Annotated in this window: 15 protein-coding genes; all 15 read right to left on the bottom strand. The window is 64.3% G+C overall.

The window, feature by feature from the left end; all coding sequences use genetic code 11:
• Positions 1-9: 9 nt before the first annotated feature.
• Positions 10-1,548 (bottom strand): NADH-quinone oxidoreductase subunit M, encoded by a 1,539-nt coding sequence (locus tag ACTTAG_RS07445; RefSeq protein ID WP_444464873.1) that lies wholly within the window; start codon positions 1,546-1,548, stop codon positions 10-12.
• Positions 1,548-3,713: an NADH-quinone oxidoreductase subunit L gene (gene nuoL / locus ACTTAG_RS07440; RefSeq protein ID WP_444464872.1), complete on the bottom strand. Its 2,166-nt coding sequence runs from the start codon at positions 3,711-3,713 to the stop codon at positions 1,548-1,550. Before nuoL ends, ACTTAG_RS07445 begins: the two co-directional genes overlap by 1 nt.
• A 4-nt stretch (positions 3,714-3,717) precedes the next feature.
• A complete protein-coding gene (nuoK, locus tag ACTTAG_RS07435) occupies positions 3,718-4,026 on the bottom strand; it encodes an NADH-quinone oxidoreductase subunit NuoK (protein ID WP_013067258.1) in 309 nt (102 codons plus the stop codon).
• A 43-nt stretch (positions 4,027-4,069) separates the two neighbouring features.
• Positions 4,070-4,678, bottom strand: coding sequence for an NADH-quinone oxidoreductase subunit J (locus ACTTAG_RS07430; RefSeq protein WP_023913998.1), 609 nt, complete (start codon positions 4,676-4,678; stop codon positions 4,070-4,072).
• Positions 4,675-5,085, bottom strand: a complete 411-nt coding sequence (locus ACTTAG_RS07425) for a carboxymuconolactone decarboxylase family protein (RefSeq protein WP_444464871.1) — start codon at positions 5,083-5,085, stop codon at positions 4,675-4,677. Before ACTTAG_RS07425 ends, ACTTAG_RS07430 begins: the two co-directional genes overlap by 4 nt.
• Complete coding sequence (gene nuoI, locus ACTTAG_RS07420; RefSeq protein WP_023916454.1) at positions 5,082-5,573, bottom strand: NADH-quinone oxidoreductase subunit NuoI; 492 nt, start codon at positions 5,571-5,573, stop codon at positions 5,082-5,084. The genes ACTTAG_RS07425 and nuoI overlap by 4 nt, the downstream gene beginning before the upstream one ends.
• Complete coding sequence (locus ACTTAG_RS07415; protein WP_444464870.1) at positions 5,573-5,860, bottom strand: hypothetical protein; 288 nt, start codon at positions 5,858-5,860, stop codon at positions 5,573-5,575. The genes nuoI and ACTTAG_RS07415 overlap by 1 nt, the downstream gene beginning before the upstream one ends.
• Positions 5,857-6,894 carry an NADH-quinone oxidoreductase subunit NuoH gene (gene nuoH / locus ACTTAG_RS07410; RefSeq protein ID WP_444464869.1) on the bottom strand — a complete coding sequence of 346 codons (1,038 nt, stop codon included), beginning with the start codon at positions 6,892-6,894 and terminating at the stop codon, positions 5,857-5,859. The genes ACTTAG_RS07415 and nuoH overlap by 4 nt, the downstream gene beginning before the upstream one ends.
• A 33-nt stretch (positions 6,895-6,927) precedes the next feature.
• Positions 6,928-7,335, bottom strand: a complete 408-nt coding sequence (locus ACTTAG_RS07405; protein ID WP_444464868.1) for a hypothetical protein — start codon at positions 7,333-7,335, stop codon at positions 6,928-6,930.
• Between the two features lie 4 nt (positions 7,336-7,339).
• Positions 7,340-9,337 (bottom strand): NADH-quinone oxidoreductase subunit NuoG, encoded by a 1,998-nt coding sequence (gene nuoG, locus ACTTAG_RS07400; RefSeq protein WP_444464867.1) that lies wholly within the window; start codon positions 9,335-9,337, stop codon positions 7,340-7,342.
• Between the two features lie 87 nt (positions 9,338-9,424).
• Positions 9,425-10,213 carry a class I SAM-dependent methyltransferase gene (locus tag ACTTAG_RS07395; protein WP_444464866.1) on the bottom strand — a complete coding sequence of 263 codons (789 nt, stop codon included), beginning with the start codon at positions 10,211-10,213 and terminating at the stop codon, positions 9,425-9,427.
• Positions 10,210-10,494: a hypothetical protein gene (locus tag ACTTAG_RS07390; protein WP_444464865.1), complete on the bottom strand. Its 285-nt coding sequence runs from the start codon at positions 10,492-10,494 to the stop codon at positions 10,210-10,212. Before ACTTAG_RS07390 ends, ACTTAG_RS07395 begins: the two co-directional genes overlap by 4 nt.
• The gene (locus tag ACTTAG_RS07385; protein ID WP_444464864.1) at positions 10,494-10,970 is read right to left on the bottom strand and encodes a hypothetical protein; all 477 of its coding nucleotides are present in this window, start codon (positions 10,968-10,970) and stop codon (positions 10,494-10,496) included. Before ACTTAG_RS07385 ends, ACTTAG_RS07390 begins: the two co-directional genes overlap by 1 nt.
• Before the next feature lie 6 nt (positions 10,971-10,976).
• A complete protein-coding gene (nuoF, locus tag ACTTAG_RS07380) occupies positions 10,977-12,272 on the bottom strand; it encodes an NADH-quinone oxidoreductase subunit NuoF (RefSeq protein ID WP_444465208.1) in 1,296 nt (431 codons plus the stop codon).
• A gap of 198 nt (positions 12,273-12,470) precedes the next feature.
• Positions 12,471-12,977 (bottom strand): hypothetical protein, encoded by a 507-nt coding sequence (locus ACTTAG_RS07375; RefSeq protein ID WP_444464863.1) that lies wholly within the window; start codon positions 12,975-12,977, stop codon positions 12,471-12,473.
• Positions 12,978-13,075 lie beyond the last annotated feature (98 nt).

Here is a 13,075-nt window from a genome sequence, read left to right as displayed (position 1 = left end):
TCTTTCTCCTCAGTTGCCCGCAGTCGCTTGCGCGAGAGTGCCGAGGTCGGCGTGGTAGGTCTGGACAAGATGGGCCACCGAAGGCCCGATCAGATCGGTCACAAGGCTGGGATAGATGCCCAAGAGCAGCGTCATCGCGACAAGCGGCGCGAAGATCGCCTTTTCGCGGGTCGTCATGTCGGAGATCGTCTTCAGGCTTTCCTTGACGAGTTCCCCGAACACCACGCGGCGATAAAGCCAGAGCGCATAGGCCGCCGAGAGGATCACGCCGGAGGTGGCAAACAGCGCCACCCAGGTATTGACCTGGAAGATGCCAAGCAGCGTCAGGAATTCACCGACGAAGCCAGAGGTGCCCGGCAGGCCCACGTTCGCCATGGTGAAGAACATGAAGATCAGCGCGTAAGCCGGCATCCGGTTCACCAGACCGCCATAGGCGGCGATTTCCCTTGTGTGCATGCGGTCATAGATCACGCCGACGCACAGGAACAAGGCCCCCGAGATGAAGCCGTGGCTGAGCATCTGGAAGATCGCGCCGTCAACACCCTGCTGGTTCGCCGCAAAGATCCCCATCGTCACATAGCCCATGTGGGCAACCGACGAATAGGCGATCAGCTTCTTCATGTCCTCCTGTGCGAGCGCCACAAGCGAGGTGTAGACGATGGCGACCGCGGAGAGGATGAAGACGAAGGTGGTCATCGTTTCCGACCCCACCGGGAACATCGGCAGCGAGAAACGCAGGAAGCCGTAGCCGCCCATTTTCAGCAGCACCGCCGCCAGCACGACCGAGCCCGCGGTGGGCGCCTGCACGTGGGCATCGGGCAACCAGGTGTGCACCGGCCACATCGGCATCTTCACCGCGAAAGAGGCGAAGAAGGCCAGGAAGAGCAGCGTCTGCACCCCGCCCGTCAGGCTCCACCAGCCGAGGAACGGCAGATCCGCATGCGGGAAGTCGAAGGCCATGAGTGCGACGATGTCGGTGGTGCCCGCCATCATATACATCGCCACCATCGCGACCAGCATCAGCACCGAGCCGAGGAAGGTATAAAGGAAGAACTTGAAGGCCGCGTAGATGCGCTCCTTGCCGCCCCAGATCCCGATGATCAGGAACATCGGGATCAGCCCCGCCTCGAAGAAGAGGTAGAAGAGCACCAGATCCAGCGCCACGAAGACGCCGATCATCAGCGCTTCAAGGACAAGGAAGGCGATCATGTATTCCTTGACCCGCGTTTCCACATGCCAGGCAGAGGCGATGGTGAGCGGCATCAGGAAGGTGGTCAGCATCACGAAGAGGATCGAGATCCCGTCTACGCCCAGCTTGTAATGCAGGCCCATGATCCACTCACGGTCCTCGACGAACTGCATCCCCGGGTTCGCGGGATCGAAGCCCGCCAGAAGCAGCAGCGAGACGAGGAAGGTCACGACGGTCGCGGTCAGCGCCACCCATTTCGCATTGCGATCGGCCGCCGGGCCTGACCCGCGGCTGACCACGGCAAGCACCGCCGCCGCGGCCAGCGGCAGGAAGGTGATGATGGAGAGGAGGTTTTGCATCAGTTCATTCCCCCGGTCCGCACGACCCAGAACATCAGAGCAACGATGCCCAGCACCATCGCAAACGCATAGTGGAAGAGATAACCCGACTGGATCCGCCCCGCGACGCGGGTGAAGAACGGGATCCAGCCAAGCGCGAGCCCGTTGATCGCCCCGTCGATGACGGCGCCATCGCCGCCCTTCCACAGTTTGCGACCAAGCGATTTGGCCGGGTTCACGAAGAGCAGGTCAAACAGCTCGTCGAAATACCACTTGTTGAGCAGGAAGCGGTAAAGCCCCGGCAGCGCCCGCGCCGTCCGGCCCGGCAGCGGCTTGTCGCCGATGTAGTAGAGCCAGGCGAAGAAGAAGCCGGTGACCATCGCGCCGAAGGGCGAGAGTTTCACCCAGTTCGGCACGCCATGGGCATCGTGGATCACATGGTTCGTTTCGGCCATGAAGATCGCGCCTTGCGGGGCCTTGGCCGGGGTGGCCGCGGCCGCATGGGCTTCCGTCGCATGGGCTTCCGTCGCATGGATTTCGGCGGCAGGGGCTTCGGTCGCATGCCCCTCGGGGGTGTGACCGGCCATCGCGGCTTCGTGGTTCGCTTCGGCCGTGGCATGGTCGGTGCCATGCTCCGCCCCATGGGCGGCAGCGGGCAGGTTGAAGAAGCTCGCCACCTTGTCGCCGAAGAAGCTGTGATACCAGACCATCCCGGCCAGCACCGAGCCCACGGCCAGAAGCGCAAGCGGCGCCAGCATCACAGGCGGGCTTTCATGGGCATGGTCATGCTTGTGATGATCGCCCCGCGCCTCGCCGTAGAAGGTGAGGAAGATCAGCCGCCAGGAATAGAACGAGGTCATCCCCGCCGCCGCCACCAGCACATAGAAGGCGAAACCGTTCCCCGAAGCGAAGGCGCTTTCGATGATCGCGTCTTTCGAGAGATAGCCCGCAAAGCCCACCGGCACGCCGCCGATCGAGAAGAACGGGATGCCGACGCCGGTGATGGCGAGCGTGCCGATCATCATGATCGCGAAGGTGAAGGGGATCTTTTTGCGCAGGCCGCCGTAGTTGCGCATGTCCTGTTCGTGGTGCATCGCATGGATCACCGAGCCCGCGCCCAGGAACAGCATCGCCTTGAAGAAGGCATGCGTCAGCAGGTGGAACATGGCGACCGAATAGACGCCCGAGCCCGCGGCCACGAACATGTAGCCCAGCTGCGAACAGGTCGAATAGGCGATCACGCGCTTGATGTCGTTTTGCACCAGACCCACGGTCGCGGCAAAGAACGCGGTCGCGGCGCCGACATAGACGACCATCATCTTGGCTTCCGGCGCATATTCAAAGAGCGGCGACATCCGGCAGACAAGGAAGACGCCCGCGGTCACCATCGTCGCGGCGTGAATGAGCGCGGACACCGGCGTCGGGCCCTCCATCGCATCGGGCAGCCAGGTGTGCAGGAAGAGCTGCGCCGATTTCCCCATCGCGCCGATGAACAGCAGAACGGCCAGCAGGTTCGCGGCGTTGAAGTCCCAGGACAGGAAGTGGAGTTGCGTCTTGGCCAGTTCCGGCGCGGCGGCAAAGATCACATCCATGTCGATGCTGTCGGTCAGGAAGAACAGCCCCATGATGCCAAGCGCAAAGCCGAAGTCGCCGACGCGGTTGACGACAAAGGCCTTGATCGCCGCGGCATTGGCCGAGGGTTTCTTGTAGTAAAACCCGATCAGCAGATAGGAGGCGACCCCCACCCCTTCCCAGCCGAAGAACATCTGCACCAGGTTGTCAGAGGTCACCAGCATCAGCATCGCAAAGGTGAAGAACGACAGATAGGCGAAGAACCGCGCCTTGTAGCTTTCGTGGTGGGTCCAGTTGTCGTCATGGGCCATGTAGCCCCAGGAATAGAGGTGCACCAGCGCCGAAACCGTGGTGACGACGATCAGCATGATCGCGGTCAGCCGGTCCAGCCGGATCCCCCAGGAGGTATCGAGCGTCCCCGAGCGGATCCAGTCCAGAAGCTGGATGTGCTGCGTCTCGGCCGGAAGCGTCAGGAAGACGACCCAGGACAGGATGCAGGACAGGAACAGCAGGCCGGTGGTGACGACAAGCGCCCCCTTTTCCGTGATCAGCCGCCAGCCGAAGCCGCCGATCAGCGCGCCAAGAAGCGGCGCAAGCAGGATGATCGTGGTCATGGCCTTACCCCTTCATCACGTTGACGTCTTCGACGGCGATGGTGCCGCGGTTGCGGAAGAAGACCACCAGGATCGCCAGCCCGATCGCGGCCTCGGCGGCGGCGACGGTCAGCACGAACATGGTGAAGACCTGTCCGACCAGATCCCCCAGATGCGTCGAAAACGCGACCATGTTGATGTTGACGGCCAGCAGCATCAGTTCGATCGACATCAGGATGACGATGACGTTCTTGCGGTTGACGAAGATGCCGAAGATGCCGGTGACGAACAGGATCGCCGCCACCGCAAGATAATGTTCCAAACCGATCGTCATCGCTTCCCCTCCGGGCCCGACCCCGTTTTCTTGTTCTTTCTCATCACAGCCCCTGCCCCGGTTTGACGTCGACCATCTCCAGCGCCTTGGCCGGATCGCGGTGCATCTGCGCCAGCACGTTCTGCCGCTTGATGTCGGTGCGGTGCCGCAGCGTCAGCAGAATGGCCCCGATCATCGCGACGAGCAGCACCAGACCCGCGCCCTGGAAGAGGTAGAGGTATCTGTCATAAAGGATCATGCCGAGGGCGGCAGTGTTTTCGACCCCCTCGGGCGCGGGCGCCCCGCGCAGGCCATTGGCCGCATCGGCCGTGTTCCAGACCATCAGCCCGGTGGCGAGCTGCGCCAGCATCACCAGCGCGATCAGCCCGCCCACCGGCGCATAGCGCACCAGCTGCCCCCGCAGCGCCGCAAAGTCGATGTCGAGCATCATCACGACGAAAAGGAACAGAACCGCCACCGCGCCGACATAGACGATGATCAGCAGCATGGCGACGAATTCCGCCCCCATCAGCACGAAGAGCCCCGCCGCCGACAGGAAGGTCAGGATCAGCCACAAGACCGCATGAACCGGGTTTTTGGACAAAACCACCATGAGGCCCGCAACCACCGCCACGACGGCGAAAAGGTAAAAGGCGAATACGAACACCGTCATGTGTTTTCCCCCGATTTCTCGTCGAAGACCTCGCGCGCCAGTTCCAGCGCCTTGGTCATGGCGGGCACGCCGCCGAACATGCTCATCTGAAAGATCACCTCGGCGATCTCCCGCTCGGTTGCGCCCGCCTCAAGCGCGTGGCGGATGGTCAACCGGATCGGCGCCTCGGCCTGCGCGCCCAAGGTCACCTGACCCGCCAGCGTCACCAGAAGCCGGGTGCGCGCATCCAGCCCGTCGCGGTTGAAGGTCTTGCCGAAGAACATCTCCAGCACATCGGCCGGCATCGTCGGGAACATCTTCTCGAAGGCCTTGGGGTTGAAGCTCTCCAGAGCCGGATTGAACATCCGGGCCATTTCCGTGCCCTGCTCCATCATCGCCATGAAAAGCTTCTGAAATTCCGTGGTCATCTGTAGGGTGCATCCATCTCGATGTTACGGGCAATCTCGGCTTCCCAGCGGGCGCCGTTCTCCAGCAGTTTTTCCTTGGTGTAGAACAGCTCTTCGCGCGTCTCGGTGGCGTATTCGAAATTCGGCCCCTCGACGATGGCATCGACCGGGCAGGCCTCCTGGCAATAGCCGCAGTAGATGCATTTCGTCATGTCGATGTCGTAGCGCGTCGTGCGGCGCGAGCCATCTTCGCGCGGTTCGGCGTCGATGGTGATCGCCTGCGCCGGGCAAATCGCTTCACACAGCTTGCAGGCGATGCAGCGTTCCTCGCCCGAAGGGTAGCGGCGCAAAGCATGTTCACCGCGGAAACGCGGCGAGAGCGGCCCCTTTTCATGCGGGTAGTTCAGCGTGGGCTTGGGCGCCACGAAATATTTCATCCCCAGCGCGAAGCCTTTGATGAAGTCCCACAGGACGAAGTATTTCGCTGCGCGAACATAATCGAAAGCCATCAGTTCTTCTCCGCTGGATCGGTCTTGCCGGTGTCTTGCTTGACTGGGCCGGAAACGGTCCATTTCCGGGTGTCGGAGGCGGTCTCAAGATCGCCCACGCCAAAATCTCCGCGCCCTTCAAGGGCCCCCACCGCGCGCATGATCGGCGGCGTCTTCGACAGGAACGAGGTGACGTTCTTGCCCTCCACCTCCAGCCGGTAGCCCTCGACGATCACCGGCACGAGCTTCACCTCGCGGCCATCGAGCGTCAGGGAAAGTGTCGGTCGGTTCGGATCCTTCACGTTCATGCCCCCATCCCCCAGCGCGCCCAGAAGCCGCCCAGAACTTCGAATTTCGCAAGGAAAGCAACGACCACGACCCAGCCGAGCGAGAGCGGCAGGAACACCTTCCAGCCGATCCGCATCAGCTGGTCATAGCGGTAGCGCGGCACGATGGCCTTCACCATCGCGAAGACGAAGAAGACCGCGGCCATCTTGGCCACCATCCAGAGCACGCCATCGGGAACGCCCGGAATGGGCGAGAGCCAGCCGCCGAAGAACAGCACCGTGGTCAGTGCGCACATCAGCCAGACGGCGATATATTCGCCCGCCATGAAGAGCAGATAGGGCGTCGAGGAATATTCGACCATGAAGCCCGCAACCAGTTCGGATTCCGCTTCCGGCAGGTCAAACGGCGGGCGGTTGGTCTCGGCCAGCGCCGAGATGAAGAACAGCGCCACCATCGGCAGATGCGGCAGCCAATACCAGTTCAGAAGCCCGAACGAACCGCGCTGCGCCTCGACGATGGCGGAAAGGTTCATCGAGCCGGTCGAGATGATCACCCCGACGATGATCAGACCCATCGAGACTTCGTAGGAAATCATCTGCGCGGCCGAGCGCAGCGAGCCGAGGAACGGGTATTTCGAGTTCGAGGCCCAGCCGCCCATGATCACGCCGTAAACCTCGAGCGAGGAGGCCGCGAAGACGAAAAGGACGGCGACGTTGATATCCGCCATCACCCAGCCTTCGTTGAAGGGCACGACCACCCAGGCCAGAAGCGCCAGCACAAGGCTGAGCATGGGGGCGAGGAAATAGACCGGCTTGTCGACGCCCGCGGGGACGACGATTTCCTTGAAGACATATTTCGCGGCATCGGCGACCGATTGCAGCAGACCAAAGGCGCCCACCACGTTCGGGCCGCGCCGCAGCTGCACCGCCGCCCAGATCTTGCGGTCGCCCCAGACCAGAAGCAAAAGGCCGATCATCACGAAAGCGATGATGCCCAGACCCTGCGCCAGCAGGATGAGTGTCTGTCCAAGTGATGTTGCCCAGAAGTCAGCCATGTTGTCCCTCGGATCCGTCCTGCATCATTCGTTTCAAACCGTCGGAATGCCGCGCTCGTGGCAATCGGCGACGGTCACTTCCGCATCGATCGTGCGCAAGCCCCGCGGCAGCGCCGGCGAGATGAGGTAAACCGCATCCGCCTGCAGGCTGCCGCCCGAGCGTGTCACGTTGGTGCGCACATGCCGGGCAAAGCCGAAGCCGCGGATCTGCGCATATTGTGCGGCGGCGCAGGCGGCATAAGCCGTCACCGCCGCCCTGCTGGTGGTGCCCGAGAGCGCCACCTGAAATCCCACCAGATCGTCATCGAGCAGATGCGTCTCGACCCCCTCATAGGTGATCGCCGCGCCCGAGACGGCCCCGCCCCCGGCTTCCGCGCAGCCGCTCAGCCCGGCCGCAAGGCCGGTCAGAAGCGCCACGGAAAGGATCGGGGAAAGGGTCATGCGCTTACTCCGCCGCCACGGCCGGGGATTTGCGCCCCTTGGCCTGCGCCGAGCATTCGGCCATCACGACCGAGGCCCGCGCAATCGGGTTGGTGAAGTAGTAATCCCCCAGCGCAAGGCGGAAGGTCGCCTTGCCCATGTCGCGCCGCTCGGGCGCGGTCCAGCCGTTGTCGGCCAGATGGTCGATGTCGCCCAGATGGGGATGCTTGGCGAGCATCGCCTGACGCAGCCCGCCCAAGGTATCCCAGGGCTGGGTGGCGCCGAGTTCCGCCGAAAGCGCCCGCAGGATCGCCCAGTTTTCCTTGGCCTCGCCCGGCGCGAAAGTGGCGCGGAAGGCCAGCTGCGGGCGCCCCTCGGTGTTGACGAAAAGCCCGTGTTCTTCGGTATAGGCCGCGCCCGGCAGGATGATGTCGGCACGCGCCGCGCCGCGGTCGCCATGCGAGCCCTGATAGATGACAAACGGCCCGCCTTCCGAGGCCGGAGCAATCTCCACCTCGTCGGCGCCCATGTTGTAGATCACCTGCACGCCCTCGAGCGCAACCAGAAGACCGCCATTCGTGACGGCCCCCACATCCATCGCGCCGACGCGCGAGGCCGCGGTGTGCAGCATCAGCATCCGGCCCGACAGCGACATCGCATTGGCAATGACCGCATCGCCATCTGCTTCCGAGATCGCGCCCTGACCGACGATCACGATTGCATCCTTGCCGGCCTTGAGCCCGGCCAAGGCCGCGCGGTCGGTGCCGACATGCTCGTAATCATAGGTCAGATCGACCGCCGGGCCGACCAGCTTGACGACCGCGCCCTTGGCCCAGGCCTTGCGGATGCGGGCGTTCAGAACCGGCGCCTCGGTGCGCGGATCGGTGCCGATCAGGATGATTTCCTTCGCGTCGTCAATGTCTTGGATGGCGACGTTGCCGACATAGGCCGAGCGGTTGCCAATCGGCAGACGCGCGCCATCGGTGCGGCATTCGACCGAGCCGCCCTGCCCCTCGATCAGGGTCTTCAGGCTGAAGGCGGCTTCGGTCGAGCAAAGATCGCCGACGAGACCCAGAACCTTCTTGCCCTTCATCGCGGCGGCGGCGGCGGCCAGCGCCTCGGGCCAGCTTGCCTTGCGCAGCTTGCCGTTTTCACGAATGTAAGGCGTGTCAAGGCGTTGGCGGCGCAACCCGTCCCAGATGAAACGGCCCTTGTCGGACAGCCATTCCTCGTTCACGCCATCATGGTTGCGCGGCACGATGCGTTTGACTTCGCGGCCCTTGGCATCGATGCGGATGTTCGAGCCCAGCGCATCCATCACGTCGATGCTCTCGGTCTTCACCAGTTCCCACGGACGGGCGGTGAAGGCATAGGGCTTCGAGGTCAGCGCGCCGACCGGGCACAGGTCGATGATATTGCCCTGCAGGTTGCTGTCGAGCGTGCCGTTCAGATAGCTGGTGATTTCGCTGTCGGCACCCCGCCCGGTCTGACCCATCTGGGTGATGCCCGCGACTTCGGTGGTGAAGCGCACGCAGCGGGTGCAGGAAATGCAGCGCGTCATCTCGGTCTTGACCAGCGGGCCAAGCTCCAGATTGTCCGAGGTGCGCTTGACTTCGCGGAAGCGCGAGACCGAGCCGCCATAGGCCATCGCCTGATCCTGCAGGTCGCACTCGCCGCCCTGATCGCAGATCGGGCAATCGAGCGGATGGTTGATCAGCAGGAATTCCATCACGCCTGCGCGGGCCTTGCGGACCATCGGCGAATTGGTCTTGATCACCGAGGGCTCGCCATTCGGCCCGGGGCGCAAGTCCTTGATCTGCATGGCGCAGCTTGCCGTGGGCTTCGGCGGTCCGCCGACCACTTCGACCAGACACATCCGGCAGTTGCCCGCGATGGACAGCCGCTCGTGATAGCAGAACCGCGGCACTTCGATGCCCGCCTGTTCGCAGGCCTGGATCAGGGTCAGGCTGGGATCGACCTCGACCTCGATACCGTCGATGATGATCTTGCGCAGGGTGCTCACGCTTGGCTCTCCATGTCGAACTTCAGGCGAGGCGCTTGCGCCCCGGAGATGCCGCCGGTGTGGCGGTAGGGATGCGGACTGCGGGGATCAGCCATCGGCGTCGCCCTCGCGCAGGGCGGCGCCGGGCTTGCCGCCGATGATCGAATTGACCGGCGGATGCACCGGGTCCTTTTCCAAGACGATGATCGCATCATGCACATGGATGCCCGAGACCAGATGCCCGAAGGGGGCGACCTTCTGCTTGCCGCCGTGATACCAGCGGTGCATGTCGTCGGTCAGTTTGCGCAGGAAATTGAAGATGTTGTCGGGCGCATCCAGACCGCCGCCGAAGTTCTTCCAATAGGCGCATTGCATGTCTTCGATCATGTAGAGGCCGCCCTCGGACAGCAGCGGAAACAGCGTGCGCAGGCTGGCGCGGACATGTTTCATCACATGGCTGCCGTCATCCAGAATGATGTCGACGCCGCCCATTTCCGCGATCACGCGGGCCAGAAACTCCGGGTCGGCCTGCGAGCCGATCCGCACCTGCCCGGCCTCGCCGTCGTATTGGGCGCAGTCGGGGTTGATGTCGATGCCGAAGATCACCGCCTCGGGGCCGAAATAGCGCCGCCACAGCCCCAGCGAGCCGCCGCGCCAGGTGCCGATTTCCAGCATCCGCACCGGCTTGCCGCGGAACTTCTCGAAGTAGCGTTCATAGATCGGCAGGTAATGGTGCCACTTGTGCACCTCCCGCCCCTCGGTCGTGGCGTAAAGATCGACCAGATCGCCGCCGGTCTTGTATTTCTGCCGAATGTCGGCGGCCACATCGGTGCCCTGAAAGCGGAAATTCGGCTTGGCCTTTTTCGCCGGGGTCGTGCCCTTCTCTGTCGCGGTCATGCGCAGCCCCCCGGAAAGATCCACGCGCCGTCGCGGAAATTGTCCCTGTCGCCCGAGACGACCTTGCCGCCGCACAAGCTGTTGGCGGCGCGTTTCGCCTCGGCGCCTTCGTCCAGGCGGAAGGGCGTGGCGCTGCGGCGCACGGAAAGCTCGCCCGTGGGCAGGAAGGCGCCCTGATAGCCCGCCACCTCGGCCATGCGCGGCGCGCGGGCGCCGCCATCGGGCATCGGCGCGGCCGCGGCACAGCCCGCGATCACGAAGGGAAGCAACAGCATGCGCATCAGTAACCCTTCCTCTCGTTCACCCGCGGACAGGCCGCATCCAGCCGATAGACCCCGGGGGCAAGTCGGCGCACCTCGGCGGGATCGCGCGAGAGCGCCTTCGACGAGGGGCAAACCACGTCGATGGCCAGGAGCACGCCCTTTTTCAGCTCCAGCTCAGACGTTTCGGTGACGCCCTCGTATTCGACTTCGAAGGCCGACAGGAAGCCGTCCCAGAAAATGCACTCTTCCAGACCCTTGGCGTTCTTTTCGCAATGCTGCCCGCCGGTCATCACCTGACCGAAATAATCCACCCGCGCGCCGCGCACCCCCTCGGACATGCGCAGGTGCCGCGACAGATCGGGGATATAGCCCGAAGCGCGCAGGCTGTAATCGGGCGCCTCGGCCAGCGCAGGCAGACAGGCGCAGGCCAGCGCCGCAACCGTCGCCGTCCCCCCCGTCGTGATCCTGTGAAAGCTGCCCGACCCGGTGGCCATCTCAGATCACTCCGCCGCCATCGCGCCCATGCGGCCGGTCTTGCGCGCCTTGATCCGGTCCTCGATCTCCTCGCGGTAATGCCGGATCAGCCCCTGGATCGGCCAGGCGGCGGCATCGCCAAGGGCGCAGATCGTGTGGCCCTCGACCTGTTTCGTCACCGAAAACAGCATGTCGATTTCCTCGATCTCGGCCTCGCCGGTGACCAGACGTTCCATCACCCGCCACATCCACGAGGTCCCCTCGCGGCAGGGCGTGCACTGGCCGCAGCTTTCGTGCTTGAAGAATTTCGACAGCCGCGCGATCGCCTTGATGATGTCGGTCTGCTGATCCATCACGATCAGGCAGGCGGTGCCGAAGGACGACTGCTTTTCGCGCATGCCGTCATAATCCATGATCGCGTCTTCGCACATATGCGCCGGAATGACCGGGCAGGAGGCGCCGCCGGGGATCACCGCCTTCAGGTTCTTCCAGCCGCCGCGGACGCCGCCGCCGTGCTTCTCGATCAGCTCCTTCATGCTGATCGACATGGCTTCTTCGACGACGCAGGGCGTGTTCACATGGCCCGACATCGCGAAGAGCTTGACGCCGGTGTTGTTCGGCCGACCGATGCCCGCGAACCACGCACCGCCACGGCGCAGGATCGTCGGCACGACGGCGATGGATTCGACGTTGTTCACCGTCGTCGGGCAGCCATAAAGCCCCGAGCCCGCCGGGAACGGCGGTTTCATCCGCGGCATCCCCTTCTTGCCCTCAAGGCTTTCCAGCAGCGCGGTTTCCTCGCCGCAGATATAGGCGCCCGCACCGTGGTGCAGATAGACATCGAAGTCGTAATCCGAGCGGCAGGCGTTCTTGCCGATCAGCCCGGCCTCGTAGCATGCGTCGATGGCGGCCTGCAGGGCCTCCTTTTCGCGGACATATTCGCCGCGGATATAGATATAGGCCGCCCGCGCCCCCATGGCGAAACCGGCGATCAGCGCGCCTTCGACCAGCGTATGCGGGTCGTGGCGCATGATTTCGCGGTCCTTGCAGGTGCCGGGCTCGGATTCATCGGCGTTGATCACCAGAAACGAGGGCCGCCCGTCGGATTGCTTCGGCATGAAGGACCATTTGAGCCCGGTCGGAAAGCCCGCGCCGCCGCGCCCGCGCAGCCCCGATGCCTTGATCTGCTCGATGATCCAGTCGCGGCCGTTGCCCAGGATCGCCGCCGTGCCATCCCAGTGACCACGCGCCATCGCGCCCTTCAGCGAGCGGTCGTGCATCCCGTAGATGTTGGTGAAGATGCGATCGTGATCGTTGAGCATGTCCATTCCCTCGGTTTCGGCGGGGGCCGGTGCCCCGGCCCGCGCGGCATCGGCTGTCCGATACACACGGTCTCCCTGGCCAGGCCGCAGCCCGGCGCTCACCGGACGCGAGGCCCGGGACATCCCGAGCCCCGCAGGGCTCGGGATCATCTTTTGCCACCTCGGCGCCTCTCCCCAAGCGCCGGGCGGGGTCTTCGATCAGCCCCGACGGGGCTTCGACTTGCCTTTCGGCGCGGGCGCCGGGGCGGGCTTCGCCGCCGGTTTCGGCGCCGCAACCGGGGCCGCAGCCGCAGCAACGGGGGCCGCAGCAACGGGCTCGGGGGCCTTCACCGGAGCCGGGGCCGCAGCCGGAGCAGGCGCCACCGGGGCCGCGGCGACGGGCGCGGCTTTCACCGGCTCGGCCGCTTTCGGCGCGGGTTTGGGCGCCTCGGCGACCTTGACCACGGCCGCGGGCGCCGCTTCCGCCGGAACCGCGCGGCGCAGCGCCGCGGCTTCCTCGGCCGACATCGGCGCGGCGGGCTCGGGCAGACCGCAGGTCGCCCAGCAGATCAGCCGCGCCAGGATCAGCGCAGAGATGACGCCGGCAATCGCCGCCATCCAGATCCCCACCGAACCAAGAAGCCAAAGTGCGAAGAAAATCGCGGCACCGAGCCAACCACCCAGCTTGCGGGCTTTCGTCTGGCAGTCTGTGTCGTTCGTCGACATTTTGCCTTTCCTTTCCCTCTTTCCATGCCGGGTGGCGGACGTCACGCCGTCCCGGCCTCTGTAGGTTGTCGTTCAAGTCTTCAGATCAGTATTCCGTC

The sequence above is a fragment of the Rhodobacter capsulatus genome, from assembly GCF_052363185.1.
In the GTDB taxonomy this organism is placed as follows: Bacteria; Pseudomonadota; Alphaproteobacteria; order Rhodobacterales; family Rhodobacteraceae; genus Rhodobacter; species Rhodobacter capsulatus_E.
Note: the sequence above shows the minus strand (reverse complement) of the source record. Positions and strands in the feature narration are given on the sequence as shown.

Coding starts and splice junctions, on each gene's coding strand:
- ACTTAG_RS07445 (WP_444464873.1), bottom strand. CDS start 1,548: ATGCAAAACCTCCTCTCCATCATCACCTTCCTGCCGCTGGCCGCGGCG.
- nuoL (WP_444464872.1), bottom strand. CDS start 3,713: ATGACCACGATCATCCTGCTTGCGCCGCTTCTTGGCGCGCTGATCGGC.
- nuoK (WP_013067258.1), bottom strand. CDS start 4,026: ATGACGATCGGTTTGGAACATTATCTTGCGGTGGCGGCGATCCTGTTC.
- ACTTAG_RS07430 (WP_023913998.1), bottom strand. CDS start 4,678: ATGACGGTGTTCGTATTCGCCTTTTACCTTTTCGCCGTCGTGGCGGTG.
- ACTTAG_RS07425 (WP_444464871.1), bottom strand. CDS start 5,085: ATGACCACGGAATTTCAGAAGCTTTTCATGGCGATGATGGAGCAGGGC.
- nuoI (WP_023916454.1), bottom strand. CDS start 5,573: ATGGCTTTCGATTATGTTCGCGCAGCGAAATACTTCGTCCTGTGGGAC.
- ACTTAG_RS07415 (WP_444464870.1), bottom strand. CDS start 5,860: ATGAACGTGAAGGATCCGAACCGACCGACACTTTCCCTGACGCTCGAT.
- nuoH (WP_444464869.1), bottom strand. CDS start 6,894: ATGGCTGACTTCTGGGCAACATCACTTGGACAGACACTCATCCTGCTG.
- ACTTAG_RS07405 (WP_444464868.1), bottom strand. CDS start 7,335: ATGACCCTTTCCCCGATCCTTTCCGTGGCGCTTCTGACCGGCCTTGCG.
- ACTTAG_RS07395 (WP_444464866.1), bottom strand. CDS start 10,213: ATGACCGCGACAGAGAAGGGCACGACCCCGGCGAAAAAGGCCAAGCCG.
- ACTTAG_RS07390 (WP_444464865.1), bottom strand. CDS start 10,494: ATGCGCATGCTGTTGCTTCCCTTCGTGATCGCGGGCTGTGCCGCGGCC.
- ACTTAG_RS07385 (WP_444464864.1), bottom strand. CDS start 10,970: ATGGCCACCGGGTCGGGCAGCTTTCACAGGATCACGACGGGGGGGACG.
- nuoF (WP_444465208.1), bottom strand. CDS start 12,272: ATGCTCAACGATCACGATCGCATCTTCACCAACATCTACGGGATGCAC.
- ACTTAG_RS07375 (WP_444464863.1), bottom strand. CDS start 12,977: ATGTCGACGAACGACACAGACTGCCAGACGAAAGCCCGCAAGCTGGGT.